The organism is Tistlia sp. (assembly GCF_040905785.1).
In the GTDB taxonomy this organism is placed as follows: Bacteria; Pseudomonadota; Alphaproteobacteria; order Kiloniellales; family DSM-21159; genus Tistlia.
In genome coordinates, this window is record NZ_JBBDQW010000025.1 from 81,297 (window position 1) to 96,061 (window position 14,765).

Annotated in this window: 17 protein-coding genes; 11 read left to right on the forward strand and 6 right to left on the reverse strand. The window is 71.8% G+C overall.

Annotated features, from left to right (window positions below; genetic code table 11):
• The first annotated feature begins 44 nt into the window (after positions 1 to 44).
• The 5 genes from WD341_RS06450 to WD341_RS06470 are packed head-to-tail and all read left to right on the forward strand — an operon-like array spanning position 45 to position 5,035.
• Positions 45 to 1,136 (forward strand): ABC transporter ATP-binding protein, encoded by a 1,092-nt coding sequence (locus WD341_RS06450; protein WP_368424615.1) that lies wholly within the window; start codon positions 45 to 47, stop codon positions 1,134 to 1,136.
• Positions 1,133 to 1,993 carry an ABC transporter permease gene (locus tag WD341_RS06455; protein WP_368424616.1) on the forward strand — a complete coding sequence of 287 codons (861 nt, stop codon included), beginning with the start codon at positions 1,133 to 1,135 and terminating at the stop codon, positions 1,991 to 1,993. The genes WD341_RS06450 and WD341_RS06455 overlap by 4 nt, the downstream gene beginning before the upstream one ends.
• A complete protein-coding gene (locus WD341_RS06460; RefSeq protein ID WP_368424617.1) occupies positions 1,990 to 2,814 on the forward strand; it encodes an ABC transporter permease in 825 nt (274 codons plus the stop codon). Before WD341_RS06455 ends, WD341_RS06460 begins: the two co-directional genes overlap by 4 nt.
• A 17-nt stretch (positions 2,815 to 2,831) precedes the next feature.
• Positions 2,832 to 4,172 (forward strand): NAD(P)/FAD-dependent oxidoreductase, encoded by a 1,341-nt coding sequence (locus WD341_RS06465; protein ID WP_368424618.1) that lies wholly within the window; start codon positions 2,832 to 2,834, stop codon positions 4,170 to 4,172.
• A 2-nt stretch (positions 4,173 to 4,174) separates the two neighbouring features.
• The gene (locus tag WD341_RS06470) at positions 4,175 to 5,035 is read left to right on the forward strand and encodes an amidohydrolase family protein (RefSeq protein WP_368424684.1); all 861 of its coding nucleotides are present in this window, start codon (positions 4,175 to 4,177) and stop codon (positions 5,033 to 5,035) included.
• 9 nt (positions 5,036 to 5,044) lie between these two features.
• On the opposite strand, the gene hemN is transcribed toward WD341_RS06470, so the two are convergent.
• From hemN to WD341_RS06485, 3 genes are all read right to left on the reverse strand, one after another.
• Positions 5,045 to 6,367: an oxygen-independent coproporphyrinogen III oxidase gene (hemN, locus tag WD341_RS06475; RefSeq protein ID WP_368424619.1), complete on the reverse strand. Its 1,323-nt coding sequence runs from the start codon at positions 6,365 to 6,367 to the stop codon at positions 5,045 to 5,047.
• 87 nt (positions 6,368 to 6,454) lie between these two features.
• Positions 6,455 to 6,760, reverse strand: a complete 306-nt coding sequence (locus WD341_RS06480; protein WP_368424620.1) for a non-heme iron oxygenase ferredoxin subunit — start codon at positions 6,758 to 6,760, stop codon at positions 6,455 to 6,457.
• Between the two features lie 177 nt (positions 6,761 to 6,937).
• Complete coding sequence (locus tag WD341_RS06485; RefSeq protein ID WP_368424621.1) at positions 6,938 to 7,441, reverse strand: MarR family winged helix-turn-helix transcriptional regulator; 504 nt, start codon at positions 7,439 to 7,441, stop codon at positions 6,938 to 6,940.
• 211 nt (positions 7,442 to 7,652) lie between these two features.
• Here WD341_RS06485 and WD341_RS06490 point away from each other — a divergent pair, with 211 nt between their 5' ends.
• Positions 7,653 to 8,276: a CDP-alcohol phosphatidyltransferase family protein gene (locus WD341_RS06490; RefSeq protein WP_368424622.1), complete on the forward strand. Its 624-nt coding sequence runs from the start codon at positions 7,653 to 7,655 to the stop codon at positions 8,274 to 8,276.
• A 15-nt stretch (positions 8,277 to 8,291) separates the two neighbouring features.
• Here the strand turns inward: WD341_RS06490 and WD341_RS06495 are convergent, their stop codons facing one another.
• Positions 8,292 to 9,302: a class I SAM-dependent methyltransferase gene (locus tag WD341_RS06495; RefSeq protein ID WP_368424623.1), complete on the reverse strand. Its 1,011-nt coding sequence runs from the start codon at positions 9,300 to 9,302 to the stop codon at positions 8,292 to 8,294.
• Positions 9,303 to 9,409: 107 nt separating this feature from the next.
• On the opposite strand from WD341_RS06495, the gene WD341_RS06500 reads away from it, so the two are divergent.
• Genes WD341_RS06500 through WD341_RS06515 form a run of 4 tightly spaced genes read left to right on the forward strand, consistent with a single transcriptional unit; the run spans position 9,410 to position 12,397 of the window.
• Entirely contained in the window at positions 9,410 to 10,051 is a 642-nt protein-coding gene (locus WD341_RS06500; RefSeq protein WP_368424624.1) for a class I SAM-dependent methyltransferase, read from the forward strand.
• Positions 10,048 to 11,328, forward strand: a complete 1,281-nt coding sequence (locus WD341_RS06505) for an MFS transporter (RefSeq protein ID WP_368424625.1) — start codon at positions 10,048 to 10,050, stop codon at positions 11,326 to 11,328. The genes WD341_RS06500 and WD341_RS06505 overlap by 4 nt, the downstream gene beginning before the upstream one ends.
• Positions 11,325 to 11,891: a CAP domain-containing protein gene (locus tag WD341_RS06510; protein WP_368424626.1), complete on the forward strand. Its 567-nt coding sequence runs from the start codon at positions 11,325 to 11,327 to the stop codon at positions 11,889 to 11,891. Before WD341_RS06505 ends, WD341_RS06510 begins: the two co-directional genes overlap by 4 nt.
• 2 nt (positions 11,892 to 11,893) lie before the next feature.
• Positions 11,894 to 12,397: a PAS domain-containing protein gene (locus WD341_RS06515; RefSeq protein ID WP_368424627.1), complete on the forward strand. Its 504-nt coding sequence runs from the start codon at positions 11,894 to 11,896 to the stop codon at positions 12,395 to 12,397.
• Between the two features lie 89 nt (positions 12,398 to 12,486).
• Here the strand turns inward: WD341_RS06515 and WD341_RS06520 are convergent, their stop codons facing one another.
• The gene (locus WD341_RS06520) at positions 12,487 to 12,813 is read right to left on the reverse strand and encodes a hypothetical protein (protein WP_368424628.1); all 327 of its coding nucleotides are present in this window, start codon (positions 12,811 to 12,813) and stop codon (positions 12,487 to 12,489) included.
• 317 nt (positions 12,814 to 13,130) lie between these two features.
• On the opposite strand from WD341_RS06520, the gene moaA reads away from it, so the two are divergent.
• The gene (gene moaA / locus WD341_RS06525; RefSeq protein ID WP_368424685.1) at positions 13,131 to 14,126 is read left to right on the forward strand and encodes a GTP 3',8-cyclase MoaA; all 996 of its coding nucleotides are present in this window, start codon (positions 13,131 to 13,133) and stop codon (positions 14,124 to 14,126) included.
• 40 nt (positions 14,127 to 14,166) lie between these two features.
• On the opposite strand, the gene WD341_RS06530 is transcribed toward moaA, so the two are convergent.
• Positions 14,167 to 14,691: a molybdopterin-guanine dinucleotide biosynthesis protein A gene (locus WD341_RS06530; RefSeq protein WP_368424629.1), complete on the reverse strand. Its 525-nt coding sequence runs from the start codon at positions 14,689 to 14,691 to the stop codon at positions 14,167 to 14,169.
• Positions 14,692 to 14,765: the final 74 nt, after the last annotated feature.

Genomic DNA, 14,765 nt, shown 5'->3' on the forward strand with positions numbered 1-14,765 from the left:
GTCCGCTTCCCCGCCGCCGACGTTTTTCTGGAGACCCGCCCGTCATGAGCGACCTCAGCCTAGCCGGCATCGCCAAGCGCTTCGGCGACGTCGTCGCCCTCGACCATGTCGACCTCGAGCTGCGCCGCGGCGAGCTGATGACGATCCTTGGCCCCAGCGGGTCGGGCAAGACGACGATGCTGCGGATCATCGCCGGCTTCGAGATGCCCGACGCCGGCGACGTGCTGGTGCGTGGGCGCGACGTCACCCTGCTCGCGCCGGCCAAGCGCAACATGGGCATGGTGTTCCAGAACTACGCCCTGTTCCCGCACATGACGGTCGCCGAGAACGTCGCCTTCCCGCTGCAGATGCGCCGCAAGGGCCGCGCCGAGACGAAGGAGCGGGTCGAGTGGGCGCTCGACACGGTCGAGCTCGCCGGCTACGGCAAGCGCTACCCCTCGCAGCTCTCCGGCGGCCAGCAGCAGCGCGTCGCGCTCGCCCGGGCGATCGTCTTCGATCCCGAGCTGCTGCTGCTCGACGAGCCCTTCGGCGCGCTCGACCGCAAGCTGCGCGAGCAGATGCAGCTCGAGGTCAAGCGCCTGCAGCGCAGGCTCGACCTGACCACGGTCTTCGTCACCCACGACCAGGAGGAGGCGCTGATCCTCTCCGACTCGATCGCCGTGATGAGCGCCGGGCGGATCGAGCAGCTCGGCACGCCGCGCGAGATCTACGCGCGCCCGGCCAACCGCTTCGTCGCCGACTTCATCGGCGAGTCCAACCTGTTCCGTGGCCGCGTGACGGCGATCGAGGACGGCCTGCTGGTCATCGAGACCAGGGAAGGCGAGACGCTGCGTGCCGAGGCGCGCGGGGGCCTGGCGCCGGGCGACGCCGTGAACGCGCTGATCCGACCCGAGCGGCCGCGCCAGGCGGCGTCGGGCAAGGGTGCGGGGCCGAATCTCTTCGAGGGCGTCGTCAAGGAGGTCGTCTACCTCGGCGAATCCGAGAAGTACCGCGTCACCCTGCCGAGCGGCCTCGAGGTGCTGCTGCGCTGGCCGGGCCGCGGCGAGGACCAGGTCCGGCCCGAGGGCGCGCGCCTGGCCTTCCGCCTCGACCCGCACGACCTCCACGTCATCGCCGATCCCGAGGCGGGCGCGTGAGCGTCGCGGCGGAGCGCCGCAGCCGCGGGCTCTTTAGCCACGGCAGCCCCCACCGAGGCCCCCTGCTGCTGGGCCTGCCGACGGTGGTGTTCCTGCTCGTGCTGTTCGCGATCCCGGTCGCGCAGTTCATGCTGCTGCCGATCCAGGCGGGCACCGTCGAGCCCTACGTCAAGGCGCTGACCGGCAGCCTGTTTCTCCAGGTCATCTGGAACACCTTCGAGATCGCCGCCTACGTCACGCTGCTCGCTTTCCTGCTCGGCTATCCCGTCGCCTACTTCCTGACCGTCGCCCCGCCCCTGTGGCGGACCATCGGCTTCTTCTGCGTACTGATGCCCTTCTGGACCAGCATCTTGGTGCGCACCTACGCCTGGATGGTCATCCTGGGACGTCGCGGCGTGCTCAACGAGGCGCTGCTCTCGCTCGACATCATCGAAGAGCCGATGGTGCTGCTGCACTCCATGCCGACGGTGCTGCTCGGCATGGTGCACGTGCTGATGCCCTTCTTCATCTTCCCGGTCTACGCCGCCATGCAGCGCATCGACCTCAACCTCGTCGCCGCGGCGCGCGGTCTCGGCGCGCCCGACTGGCGGGTCTTCCTGCGAGTCTACTTCCCGCTGACCCTGCCCGGCGTGCTGTCGGGCGCGACCCTGGTCTTCATCCTCTCGATGGGCTTCTTCATCACGCCGGCGCTGCTCGGCGGCGGCCGCGTCACCATGATCGCCGTGCTGATCGAGCAGTACGTCAACAAGTTCCTGAACTGGGAGTTCGCCGGCGCGCTCTCGGCCGTGCTGCTCGCGGCGACGCTGATCGTCTACGGCCTGATGAAGTGGGCGATGAAGGGGGACCGCAAATGGTGAGCCCTTCCCAGCCCCGGACCGTCCGGGCGCGCCGACGCCGCTCCGGCTTCCGCTCGCTGCTCGGGCTCTACTGCGCCCTGGTCTTCTTCTTCCTGATGGCGCCGCTGTTCGTCGTCTTCCCGATCTCCTTCAGCGCCGCGCGCTACCTCTCCTTCCCACCGCCCGGCTTCTCCTGGCAATGGTACGAGAGCTATCTCAACGATCCCTCCTGGATCCAGGCGACGGTGACCAGCATCAAGGTCGCCCTCGGCACCACGGTGCTGGCGACGCTGCTCGGCACGCTGGCGGCCTTCAGCCTGGTGCGCGGCCACTACCCGGGGCGCGCCTGGGTCGACCGCCTGGTCGCGGCGCCGATCATCGTGCCCAACATCATCATCGCGGTGGCGCTCTACGGCGTCTTCGCCCGCTTCAGGCTGATCGGCGAGTGGTACGGCGTCATGCTCGGCCACACGATCTACGCCATCCCCTTCGTCGTGCTCGTCGTCGGGGCGGCGCTGCGGACCTTCGACGCCAACCAGGAGCAGGCGGCCATGGGCCTCGGCGCCAGCCGGCTCGGCGCGGTCTGGCGGATCACCCTGCCGCAGATCCGGCCCTCGATCGTCTCGGCTGCCTTCCTGGCCTTCATCACCTCCTTCGACGAGCTGATCATCGCTCTCTTCACCAGCGGCACCAACGCGACGCTGCCCAAGAAGATGTTCGAGAACATCATCTTCGAGATCGACCCGACGATCGCCGCCGTCTCGGTCCTGCAGATCCTGCTGGTCGCGCTGGTCGTCGCCCTCGCCTCGCGCTTCGGCGTCGGCGTCAACCCGATCCGCTGAGCCATAGGACGCGCCCCTTGCCTGACGACATCTTCCACCCCGACTTCAAGGCCGCGCCCTACTGGTGGGAGGCGGCGGCGCCCGACCCGCTGGACGGCGAGGGGCCGCCCGAGCGCAGCGACGTGGTCGTGGTCGGCGGCGGCTTCGCCGGCCTCAACGCCGCTCTCGAGCTGGCCCGGCGCGGCACCGCGGTGACCGTGCTCGAGGCCGGCCGCTTCGGCGAGGGCGCCAGCACGCGAAACGCCGGGCATGTCTCGAGCGGCTCGAACCTGGGCAAGGCGCCCTCCGCGGCGCAGGCCTCGCCGGCGGTGCGCCTGCTCGGCGAGGCGCGCTACCGCGCCCTCCTGGCGGAGGCCGCCGGCTCCTACGAGCACATCGAGACGCTGATCGAGCGCGAAGCGATCGAGTGCGACTGGCGGGTCAAGGGCCGCTTCGTCGGCGCCCTGACGCCGGCGCACTTCCGGGCCCTGGCCGCCAAGAGCGCCGGCCAGGCGGGCGTGCGCCTGGTCGAGCCCGAGGCCCAGCACCAGGAGATCGCCAGCGACTTCTACCACGGCGGCATCGTCGTCGAGAAATCCGGCCAGCTGCAGCCGGCGCTCTACCACCAGGGCCTGATGGCGGCCTGCCGGCGCCACGGCGTCACCCTGGTCGCCAACTGCCCGGCGACCGCCATCGGCCGCGAGGCGGGCGGCTTCGCGGTCGAGACGCCCCGCGGCCGGATCCGCGCCGGGGGCGTATTCCTCGGCACCAACGGCTACAGCGGCCGCCTGAAGCCCTGGCTGCGGCGCCGGATCATCCCGCTCGGCAGCTACATCATCGCCACCGAGCCGCTCGGCGAGCGCGCCGCCGCCCTGATCCCGACCGGCCGCACGATCAACGACACCAAGCGGGTGCTGAGCTACTTCCGCCTGTCGCCCGACGGCACGCGCCTGCTGTTCGGCGGCCGCGAGAGCTTCAGCCCGATCGACGAGCGCGGCTCGGCGCGCCTGCTCCACCGCACCATGCTGCGCGTCTTCCCGCAGCTCGAGGGCGTGCGGGTCACGCATTCCTGGACCGGCAACGTTGCATTCTCCTTCGACTTCCTGCCGCATATCGGCACGGTCGACGGGCTCCACTACGCGGTCGGCTGCAACGGCAGCGGCGTCGCCATGATGAGCTACCTCGGCTACCGCGCCGCCCTGACTATGGCCGGCGGCAACGAGCGAAGCGCCTTCGAGGGCCTGGAGCATCCCGGCCGCTGGTTCTATCGCGAGACGCCCTGGTTCATGCCGCTGGTCGGCCGCTACTACCAGTTCCGCGACGCCTGGGACCGCCGCCTCGCGGGCTCCGGCGTCGCCCGCAGAAGGAATTCCTCGTGACGATGATCGACTACGGCAGCACGCCTCCCGTCGCCGCGCTCCAGGGCGAGCGCGCCAACAAGGGTCACCTGCAGAACTATCGCCGCGTCTACCAGTCCAGCGAGCTGGCGGCCGGCCAGGAGACCGACGAAGCGCAGGCCCTGGAGCGCTACCTGGCGATGTACGACAGGCTCGACGCCCGCCACGTCGTGATCAAGGCGCGCGACGTCGAGACCAGCTTCGGGCTCAAGATCCGCAACGAGGACGTGGCAGCCTTCTGCAAGAGCCACGGCGAGCGCTACATCGGCTTCGCAGGCGTCGATCCGTTGAAGGGCATGGCCGCGATCCGCGAGCTGGAGGTCGCGATCCGCGAGCTGGGCCTCAAGGGCCTGAACATCCAGGGCTTCGAGAACCAGATCGCGATCAACGATCCGCGGCTCTATCCGCTCTACGCCAAGTGCATCGAGCTCGACGTGCCGGTCAACCTGCACTGCTCGATCAACTTCTCGACCCAGTCGCTGATGAAGTACGGCCACCCCCTGCAGCTCGACGAGGTCATGGTCCACTTCCCGGAGCTGCGGGTCATCGCCTCGCCGCCGGGCTGGCCCTGGGTCCAGGAGCTGCTCGGCGTCGCCTGGCGGCACGCCAACGTCTACATCGGGCTGGTGGCGGTCCGGCCGAAGTACCTCGGGGTCGCTCATTCCGGCTACGAGCCGCTGCTGCAGTACGGCAACACGGTGCTGCAGGACCGCTTCGTCTTCGGCTCGGCCTGGCCGATGCAGCCGGTCGCGCGTGCCGTCGAGGAGGTCGAGGCCCTGCCGCTCAAGGACAGCGTCAAGCGCAAGTGGCTCCACGACAACGCCGCCGCCTTCCTGCGCCTCTGAGCGCGGGGGTCACACCGCGCGCGAGTGCCTTCCCTCGCCGGGCGCGAGGTAGCGGTCGAAGACGGCGGCGACCGAGCGGACGAGCGGCCGTCCGCACTCGGTGACCCGGAGGCGCCCCCCGTCCAGCTCGACCAAGCCGTCGGCGGCGTGCCCCCGGAGCGCCGCCAGCTCGGCCGCGTAGGCCTCGCGGTCGAGGGTCACGGCGAAATCGCACATCAACCGCTCGATGACCGCCCGGCGCGCCCGGTCGTCGTCGCTCAGCGCGATGCCGCGCACGACCGGCAGGCGGTCGGCCAGCACGGCCTTGCGGTAGGTCGGCAGGTCCGGCGCGTTCTGCAGGTAGCCCTGCGGCAGGCTGCCGATCGAGGAGGCGCCGAGGCCGAGCAGAACCGGCGCCTCGTCGGTCGTGTAGCCCTGGAAGTTGCGCCGCAGCCGCCCTGCCGCCTGGGCCAATGCCAGGGAATCTTCCGGGCGCGCGAAATGGTCGAGGCCGATGCGCCGGTAGCCGGCGGCGACCAGCTGCGCCGCCGCGGCTTCGGCCTGGGCCCAGCGCGCCGGCCCGTCCGGCAGCGCGGCCTCTGGGATCAGCCGCTGGTGCTTCTTCATCCAGGGCACGTGGGCGTAGCCGAAGAGGGCGAGGCGGTCGGGCGCCAGCTCGAGCGCCAGGCGGACGGTCTCCGAGAGGCTCGCCAGGTCCTGGTGCGGCAGGCCGTAGAGCAGGTCCAGGTTGACCGCCGCGATACCGGCGGCGCGCAGGGACTCGACCGCGGCGGCCGTGCATTCGAAGGACTGGAGGCGGTTGATCGCCTTCTGGACCCGCGGCGCGAAGTCCTGCACGCCCAGGCTGGCGCGCGTGATGCCGGCCGCGGCGAAGGCCTCCACGACCGCCGGCTCGAGGTCGCGCGGATCGATCTCGACCGAGACCTCGGCGCCGGGGGCCCTGTCGAAGCGCCGCCAGATGGCGGCCATCAGGCTGTCGATCTCGGCCGGGCGCAGCAGGCTCGGCGAGCCGCCGCCGAGATGCAGATGGGAAACCGCGAAGCGGCCCGGCAGGCGCGCCGCGACGAGGTCGAGCTCACGCGCCAGCAGGTCGAGATAGGCCGCGATCGGCTTGTGCTCGCGCACCACCCGGGTGTTGCAGCCGCAGAACCAGCAGAGCGAGTCGCAGAAGGGAATGTGCAGGTAGAGCGACAGCGGCGCGCCCTCGGGCAGCTCCGAGAGCCAGCGCGCGTAGTGCGCCGCCTCGACGCCGCCGTGGAAGTGCGGCGCGGTCGGGTAGCTGGTGTAGCGCGGGACCGCGCGGTCGTAGCGGGCGAGCAGGGCGGGTTCCATGGCGCCCTTCTAGCGCTGCGACCGCCGCCCCGACTTGACCTGGCGCAAAAGCCGGCGCCCCACCGCCCGCTCCGCCGGTCCCCTGCGTCAGATGTCGATCAGGATGTCGTCGCCCTCGGTCCTGACCGGGAAGATCGGAAGCGGCTCGTCGACCGGGCCCTCCAGCGGCTCGCCGGTGCGGATGTCGAACACGCCCTGGTGGAGCGGGCACTCGATGGTGTGGCCGTCGAGATAGCCTTCGTGCAGGCAGGCGAAGGCATGGGTACAGATGTTGTCGGTGGCGAAGATCTCGCCCCCGACCCGATAGAGCGCGATCTGCCGGCCGCCGACCGTCACCTGGATCACAGCGCCGTCACCGACGTCGCCCTGCGTCGCCACCTTCTGCCAAGCCATCGCCCGCCGCTCTCCCTGTCCCGGTCCCTCGCTCCCGACAGGCCGGCTCCGGCCTCGGGGCGGCGGGTAGAGGAACCGCGCGAGCCCGGGCGGTGCAAGCAAAAATGCGCCGGGGGCCGCCGCGCGCCGTCCCGATGGGCGGCAGGGGCCGGTTCTCCCGGGGCTCTTTAAGGGGGGTCAGTGGCTGCGCTGAACCCGCAGGTTTTCCAGCACGCCGTCGAGCAGCAGGTGGAGCTGCCCGATCTCGGACGGGCTGAGGCCGCCGAGCGCCTGGCGGTCGAGCTCGCCAAGCAGGCCGAGCGCCTGCTGCTTCAGGCTGCGGCCGTGCTCGGTCAGGAACACCCGGCGCCGGCGCTTGTCGTGGGGATCGCGCTCGCGGCGGACCAGGTCGAGGCGTTCCATGGCGTTCAGGGCACTCACGGTCGTCGGCTCCATGGTGCCGATGCGCTGCGACAGCTCGCGCTGGCTCAGGCCGTCCTCCTCCCAGAGGGCGCGCAGGAAGTACCAGGTGCCCAGCGTCAGGCCGAGCTCGCTGATGCGCTGCTGTAGGACCCGGCCGAACTGGCGGTGGAGGTCGCGAACGCGCGCCGCGACGTCTTCGGGACGCCCCCCACCCTTGACGAGGATCAGCCGATCGCCCTGCTCGCAGGGCTCCTTCGATGCCGTTGTCTGTCGCGCCACGCGCGGACCCTCCCCTAACTTGCGGTAGCAATAATCCTACGGGCAAGCCGGAAAGTTGCCAACCCGTATCAGTTGTCCCTTGTTATACTTTCTTTGATTGGTAACGAAGAATTGAGCCTGCTGGGGCCCTCCTGAGGCGCCGGGGGTGCCAGACTCGGGCGATGCGCGAAGACTCGCGCAGGTCCACCCAACCGCAGGTTAGAATGCACCGATGCTCGATGCGCCGCTGCGCCGCCTGATCGATCCGCCCCTCGACCGCCTCGCCGGCGTCCTGGCCGGCGTCGGCGTGACCGCCAATGGGGTCACGCTCGGGGGATTCGCGATCGGGCTGCTCGCCGTGCCGGCGATCGCCTGGCAGCAGTACGACCTGGCCGTCACCGCAATCCTCGCCAACCGCCTGGCCGACGGTCTGGACGGCGCGGTTGCCCGCCGGCGCGGCGGGGCGAGCGACCTCGGCGGCTTCCTCGATATCGTCTGCGACTTCCTGTTCTACGCCGCGGTGCCCTTCGCCTTCGCCCTTGCCGAGCGGGCCAACGGCCTCGCCGCCGCCTTCGTCGTGCTCAGCTTCGTCGGCACCGGCAGTACCTTCCTGGCCTATGCGGTCGTCGCCGCCAAGCGCGGCCTGACGACCAGCCTGCGCGGCCGCAAGTCGCTCTACTACCTGGGCGGCCTCACCGAAGGCACCGAGACGATCGCCTTCCTGCTGGCGATCTGCCTGTTTCCCCAAGCCTTCCAGCCGCTCGCCTGGCTGTTCGGCGGGCTGTGCTGGATCACCACGGCGACCCGGATACTGGCCGGCTGGCGGGCCTTCCGCGAGTCCCCGGACGGCCCGTGATCGGCGCGGCGAGGCTCAGGCCGTCGGCCGGCCGCGGGGCACCTCGAGCGCCAGGAGCAGCGGTGCCGTCGCCGCCTCCGGACGCCGGAGCAGCACGACGACGCCCGGCACGGGCCGACCGGCCTCGAGCCGGAAGCTGGCCGGCGCGAGCGTCAGGGTCTCGAAGCCGGCTGCGGCGGCGAGCGCCGCGGCGCCCGCCGGGTGGTGGGCATAGCGCTGGCTCGCCTGCAGGCGGTAGGGCTGCGGCGGGTCGGCCTCGAGACCGCGCTCCAGGGTGAAGGCGAAGAGCCCGCCCGGGGCCAGGGCTCCGAAGGCCGCCTGGAACAGCGCGCTCAGGTCGCCGAGGTAGACCAGCACGTCGGCGGCGACGATCAGGTCGAAGCGCGCGCCGGTGCCCAGGTCGGCGGCGCTGCCGACCGCCGCGAGATGGCGGACGGCCTCCCCTGCGACGAGGGCGTCGTAGACCCGCCGCTCGTGCGCCCGGGCCAGCATGCCGGGCGACAGGTCCAGGCCCTCCAGCCAGACCGCCTGCTCGCGAAACAGCGGCCCGCACAGGCCGGTGCCGCAGCCCAGATCGAGCACCCGGCGCGGCAGCAGGGCGCCGTCCGGCGTGCGCGCCCTTCCCGCCTCGGCGACGGCCTCTGCCAGCAGCTCGGGGGCGTCGTAGCCGAGGCCGCCGCGCAGGGCTGTGTCGAAGCGCGGCGCGTACTGGTCGAACAGGCGCGTGACGTAGGCCTCGGGCGGCCGGCCTGGCGGCGGCGCGGCGCCGAGCAGCGCGAGCCGCAGCCCCGCGCCCAGCGGGTCGGCCGGCTCGAGGGCGAGGTAGCGACGCCAGGCGGCGGCGGCCCGGCGGCGGTGGCCGGCCAGTTCGCGCGCCTCGCCGAGGGCGAACCAGGCGTCGCCGTAGCCGGGGTCGATCTCCAGGGCCGCCTCGACGGCCTTCGCCGCCGCCGTGGGCCGGCGCTCGGCGAGCAGCGCGAGCCCGACCTCGAGGCGCCGGTCGGCGCGCAAGTCCCTGCTGTGCATCTGGGCGTGGAATCCGAAAGCAGCGCCGAGGGCTGGCGCCGCCCGCGGATATCGTCCCACCCGCGGCCCCTGTCAATCCACGCCCGCGCCGCCTAAGCTCGCGTCCCATGCAGGGCTCGCGCCATCGCTGGCGACGCTACTATCGACAGACCGCCGAGCGGCCGGCGCGCGACACGCTGCTGGCCGCCCTCTCGGCCTGGGAAGCAACCGGCCGCGCCCCGGCGCGGGCGCTCGACCTCGGCTGCGGCGCCGGCCGCGACACCGTCGAGCTCCTGCGCCGCGGCTGGCGGGTCCTGGCGCTGGACGCGGAGGAGGCGGCCGTCGAGTCGCTGAAGCGCCGTCCGGAGGCCGCCGCCGGCGACCGCCTGGACTGCCGGGTCGCCCGGATCGAGTCGCTCGCCCCCCTGCCCGAGGCCGAGCTGGTCAACGCCAGCTTCGTACTCTTCCTGCTGGCGCCGCCCGACTTCGCCGCCACCTGGACGGCGATCCGCCGCGCTCTCCCGCCGGGCGGCCTGTTCTGCGGCCAGCTGCTCGGCCCGGAGGACGACTGGGCCGGGAACGCCGGCCTGACGGTGCAGGACGCCGAGGGACTGGCGCCGCTGCTCGCCGGCTACGAGGTCCTGGACCGCAGGGAGGAGCGCAGCGAGACGACCACCCCCAAGGGCGACCGCAAGCGCTGGCACCTGCACCACCTGGTCCTGCAGCGGCAGGCCGCGCCGAGCGACGTCGCCGCGGCTTCCCGCCCATGAGCGAGCCGGCGGCCCAGACCCGGGGCGTGCGGATCGCGGCGCTGCTGCCGATCCTGCTGTCGGCGGGCATCCTGCTCGCCGGCAACGGCGTGCTGCTGACGCTGGTCGCCGTGCGCGGTCGCGCCGAGGGCTTCTCCGACGTCCAGCTCGGCCTGATCGGCGCCGCCTACTACGTCGGCACCTTTGCTGCCTGCCTGATGACCGCCAAGCTGATCCAACGCTCCGGGCACATCCGCATCTTCGCGGTGATGGCCTCGGTCGCCGCGATCGCCGTGCTGATCATGCTGCTGCTGATCGACCCCTGGGTCTGGGTCGCCGCCCGCGCCCTGATGGGCATGGCCTTCGCCGGCATCGCCACGGTCATCGAGAGCTGGCTGAACGACCTGGCCGACCGCGGCAACCGCGGCCGGATCCTCTCGATCTACCGGATCGTCGACCTCAGCGCCGTGACCGGCGCGCAGTTCCTGATGCCGGCGATCGGTCCCGGCGGCTTCGCGCTTTTCGTGGTCACGGCGATTCTCTACTGCACCGCCATGATCCCGGTCGCCGCCTCGCGCCTGCAGAGCCCGGCGCCGCCGGAGCGGGCCCTGTTGCGGCCGCGGGCGATCTGGCTGTTGTCGCCGGTCGCCTGCGCAGGCTGCATCACCATCGGCCTGACCAACGGCGCCTTCCGCACCCTGGGCCCTGTCTACGCCCAGGGCATGGGCCTCGACATCGATGGCATCGCGCTGTTCATGAGCCTGGGCATCGCGGCCGGGGCGCTGTTCCAGTTTCCGCTGGGCTGGCTGTCCGACCGCTTCGAGAGGCGCACCGTGCTGATCCTCTCGACGGCCGGCGCGGCTCTCGCCAGCCTGCTGCTGTCGCACGCGCAGGGCGGCGCGATCTTCGCCGGGGTGTTCCTGTTCGGCGGCTTCGCCTTCCCGCTCTACTCGCTGTCGGTCGCGCACGCCAGCGACCATGCGCGGCCCGGCGAGTACGTCGAGCTGTCGCTCGGCCTGACCTTCTTCTTCTCGCTGGGTGCGACCGTGGGTCCCTTCGCGGCCTCCCTCGTGATCGACCATTTCGGGCCGCCGGCCTTCTTCCTCTACACCTCGGCGATGCATGGCGGCTTCGTCGCCTTCGTGCTCTATCGCATGACGCGCCGGCCGGCGGTGCCGCGCGCGGCACGGGCGCGCTTCGTCGCGCTGATCCGCAGCTCGCCGCTGCTGCTTCGCCTGAGCCGCGGCCGCGCGGAGGATGCCGGGGCGGAGCCGCCGGTCGGGAAGGCCCCGGAATGAGCAGGGCCCGCGCGGCGCCCGACAGACGGCCGGAGCTCCTCCGCCTTCTGCTCCGCACGCAAAAGCTCTCGCTGGCACTCGTCCTCTGGGCGATAGTGGCGACGCCCAGCCTCGCCGACAACCTGGTCGGCGGCGGAAGTCAGGCGCCGGGCGCCGAGGCGCGCCTGGCCCGGGAGGAACGCACCCTGCTCGACCTGATCAACGGCTATCGCCAGAGCCACGGCCTGGCCGCCCTGGCCTGGAACGATCGCCTGGCCGAAGCCGCGGCCGCGCACAACGACGCCATGGCGCGCGGGGGCTACTTCGCCCACTGCAGCCCCGGCGGCGCCTGCCTGCCGGCGCGGCTGGGGGCCGCCGGCTACCGCTTCCGTTCGGCCGCGGAGAACCTGGCCGCCGGCCAGCGCTCGCCGCGCACGGTCCTGCGCGCCTGGCAGGGCAGCCCGGGCCACGACGAGAACCTGCTGGCGCCGGCGATGACCGAGGCCGGCATCGACGCCGACCCACGCGAGATCCGGGGCGCCCGGCGCCTCTGGACGCTGGTGCTGGCACGCCCGGCCGACTAGCGATGCCCTTCCTGCCCGACCCCGGCCTTGTCGAATCGCCGCGCATCGCCGCCCTGACCGAGCATTGGCAGCGGCTTAAGGGCAGCCGCCCGGTGCCGCTGCGCGTGGACCTCGATCCGGCCGACATCAAGGCGCTGCTGCCCTCGATCATGCTGGTCGACCTGGAGCCGGCGCCGCTGCGCGTGCGCTACCGGCTGGTCGGCACCGAGGTCGTGACCTGGTCGAAGTTCGACTTCACCGGCCTCTATCTCGACGAGCTGACCTTCGCCGACCTCGAGGAGAGCGGCGTCTTCCTCGACGGATACCGCTCGATGCTCGCCACCGGACTGCCCCACTACGCGCGTATCCGCACCTTCGCCTTCGGCGACCGCCACCTCTACTACGAGTGCGGCCTGTTGCCGCTGTCGAGCGACGGCACGGCCATCGACAAGGCCGTCGCCATCGAGGACTACGCGAATCTCTCGCCCGAGCACCTGCGGAAGATGCCGCCGAGCGGCCGGCGCTGAGCGGGGCCGGCTAGTCTAGCCTGGATTTCTCGTACCGGAAGGGGTCGGCATCGCTCCACGAGCGACCCGAAGGGCGTGGGATATCCAGGCTAGTTGCTCGGCAGGGGCGGCGGACCGCCGGAGCCGCTCCCGCCGGCCGTCGCGCGGCACATCGCCTCGGCGCGCTCCAGGAACAGCGCCTTCTGTCCGGCCATCCCGGGGTTGTCCGCGATCATCGCCTCGATCTGCGCCGAGCGCTCGGCGATGCAGGCGACGGCCGGGTCGTCCGGATCGGCGGCCTCGACCGGCCGTTCCTCCGGGAACAGGTCCTGCCAGTGGATCGCCAGCAGCCCCCCGACCGCGGCGAGCAGCACGAGGCCGGCGACGAGGCGCGCGAGGATGCCGTCGAGGCGACCGGTGGAGCGGGCGCGTGTCATGCCCCATTGCTAGCCGCAGCGGCGGCTTCCGCCAAGGGCCGGAATTCCCGCCGGCAGACCGCAAGGCCCGGCGGGACGGGATTCGGGGGACTGGACTCCGGCATGGCCCCAAAGAATTTCGGGGCGAAAAGGCCGCCCGCTTGCGTTATGTTCGAGCGGATAGAACGCTCCGCATCCGGCAAGGAGCGGCCCGCCACAGCGGGACCGACGCGGAGCCGCCCGGGAAGGAGGACCACCGTATGACGGCACCGACGGCCGATCTCGCGACCGCCGAGGGCCGCGCGCCCACAGGAATCGCGCCCAAAGGCGCCGCGCCGCTGATCGACCCGTTCCAGCGCGCGATCACCTACCTTCGGGTCTCGGTCACCGACCGCTGCGACTTCCGCTGCGTCTACTGCATGTCCGAGGACATGAGCTTCCTGCCCAAGGCGGAGGTCCTTTCGCTCGAGGAGCTCGACCGGCTGTGCAGCGCCTTCGTCGACCTCGGCGTGCGCAAGCTGCGCCTGACCGGCGGCGAGCCGCTGGTGCGGCGCAACATCCTGTGGCTGATCGAGCGCCTGGGCCGGCACCTGGACAGCGGCGCCCTCGACGAGCTGACCCTGACGACCAACGGCAGCCAGCTCGGCCGCTATGCCGACCAGCTGTTCGCCGCCGGCGTGCGGCGGATCAACGTCTCGCTCGACACGCTGGATCCCGACAAGTTCGCCGCCATCACCCGCTGGGGCAAGCTCGACAAGGTCCTCGACGGACTGGCCGCGGCCAAGGCGGCGGGCCTGGAGGTCAAGATCAACGCGGTGGCGCTGAAGGGCGTCAACGACGACGAGATCCACCGACTGGTCGAGTGGTGCGGCGCCGAGGGCTTCGACCTCACCTTCATCGAGGTCATGCCGATGGGCGACATCGGCACCGAGCAGCGCCTCGGCCAGTACTGGCCGCTCTCGATGGTGCGCGGCGAGCTGGCCCGGCGCTGGACCCTGGAGGAGAGCGACCACAGGACCGGCGGGCCGGCGCGCTATGCGCTCTGCCGCGAGACCGGCCGGCGCATCGGCTTCATCACGCCCCTGACCCACAACTTCTGCGAATCCTGCAATCGGGTGCGCCTGACCTGCACCGGCACGCTCTACCTGTGCCTGGGCCAGGAGGACGCCGCCGACCTGCGCGCGCCGCTGCGCGCCAGCGACGACGACGCCGGGCTCGCCGCGGCGATCCGCGAGGCCATCACGCGCAAGCCCAAGGGCCACGACTTCGTGCTCGACCGCCGCCGCCGCCAGGCGACCTCGGTCTCGCGCCACATGTCGGTCACCGGCGGCTAGCGAGCCGCCGCCACCATCCGATGCCGGCCCCCGCCGGGCGCTACTCGATGTTGACCCGGTGGGCGTAGCCCTTGCCGTCGGAAATGGTGATCTGCTCGAAGCCGAGCATCTTGGCGAGGTCGAAGAAGGTGAACCAGTCCTGCAGCCCGTGCTCCTGGAACACGGGCAGCTGGCGCGCCATGGCGGTCAACGCGGCGAGCAGGCCGCGGGCGCGGTAGAGGGTGTCGATCTTGCCCTCCTCGAGCGCCGTGATGATCATCTTCTCCGAGTCCGCGCCCTTGGCGTAAATCACGAACCAGATCGGCGTCGGCGCCTCGAGCTGGCCCTGGGTGAAGCCGGTGACGAAGCCGAGCCTGAGCGTGCGGTTGGCCTCCTGGAGCGTCCGGGCGCGCGCGACGTAGGTCTCCTCGGTCTGCGGCGAGGGATAGTAGTAGCCGGCGTGGCGCTCGTCGCCGAGATCGGCCGGCTGGACCTCCTGCGCCGCCGCGGCACCGCCGGCCATCACGCCGCCTGCCATCGCACCCGCCGCGACGAGCAGCCCCGCCACCAGTCCCTTCGTGCGCATCGCTTCCGTTCCCTCTCCGTTGCGGCCGCAAGGTTAGGCGAGGCCGGGCGCGGAGTCGAAGGCGGAAGAAGGGC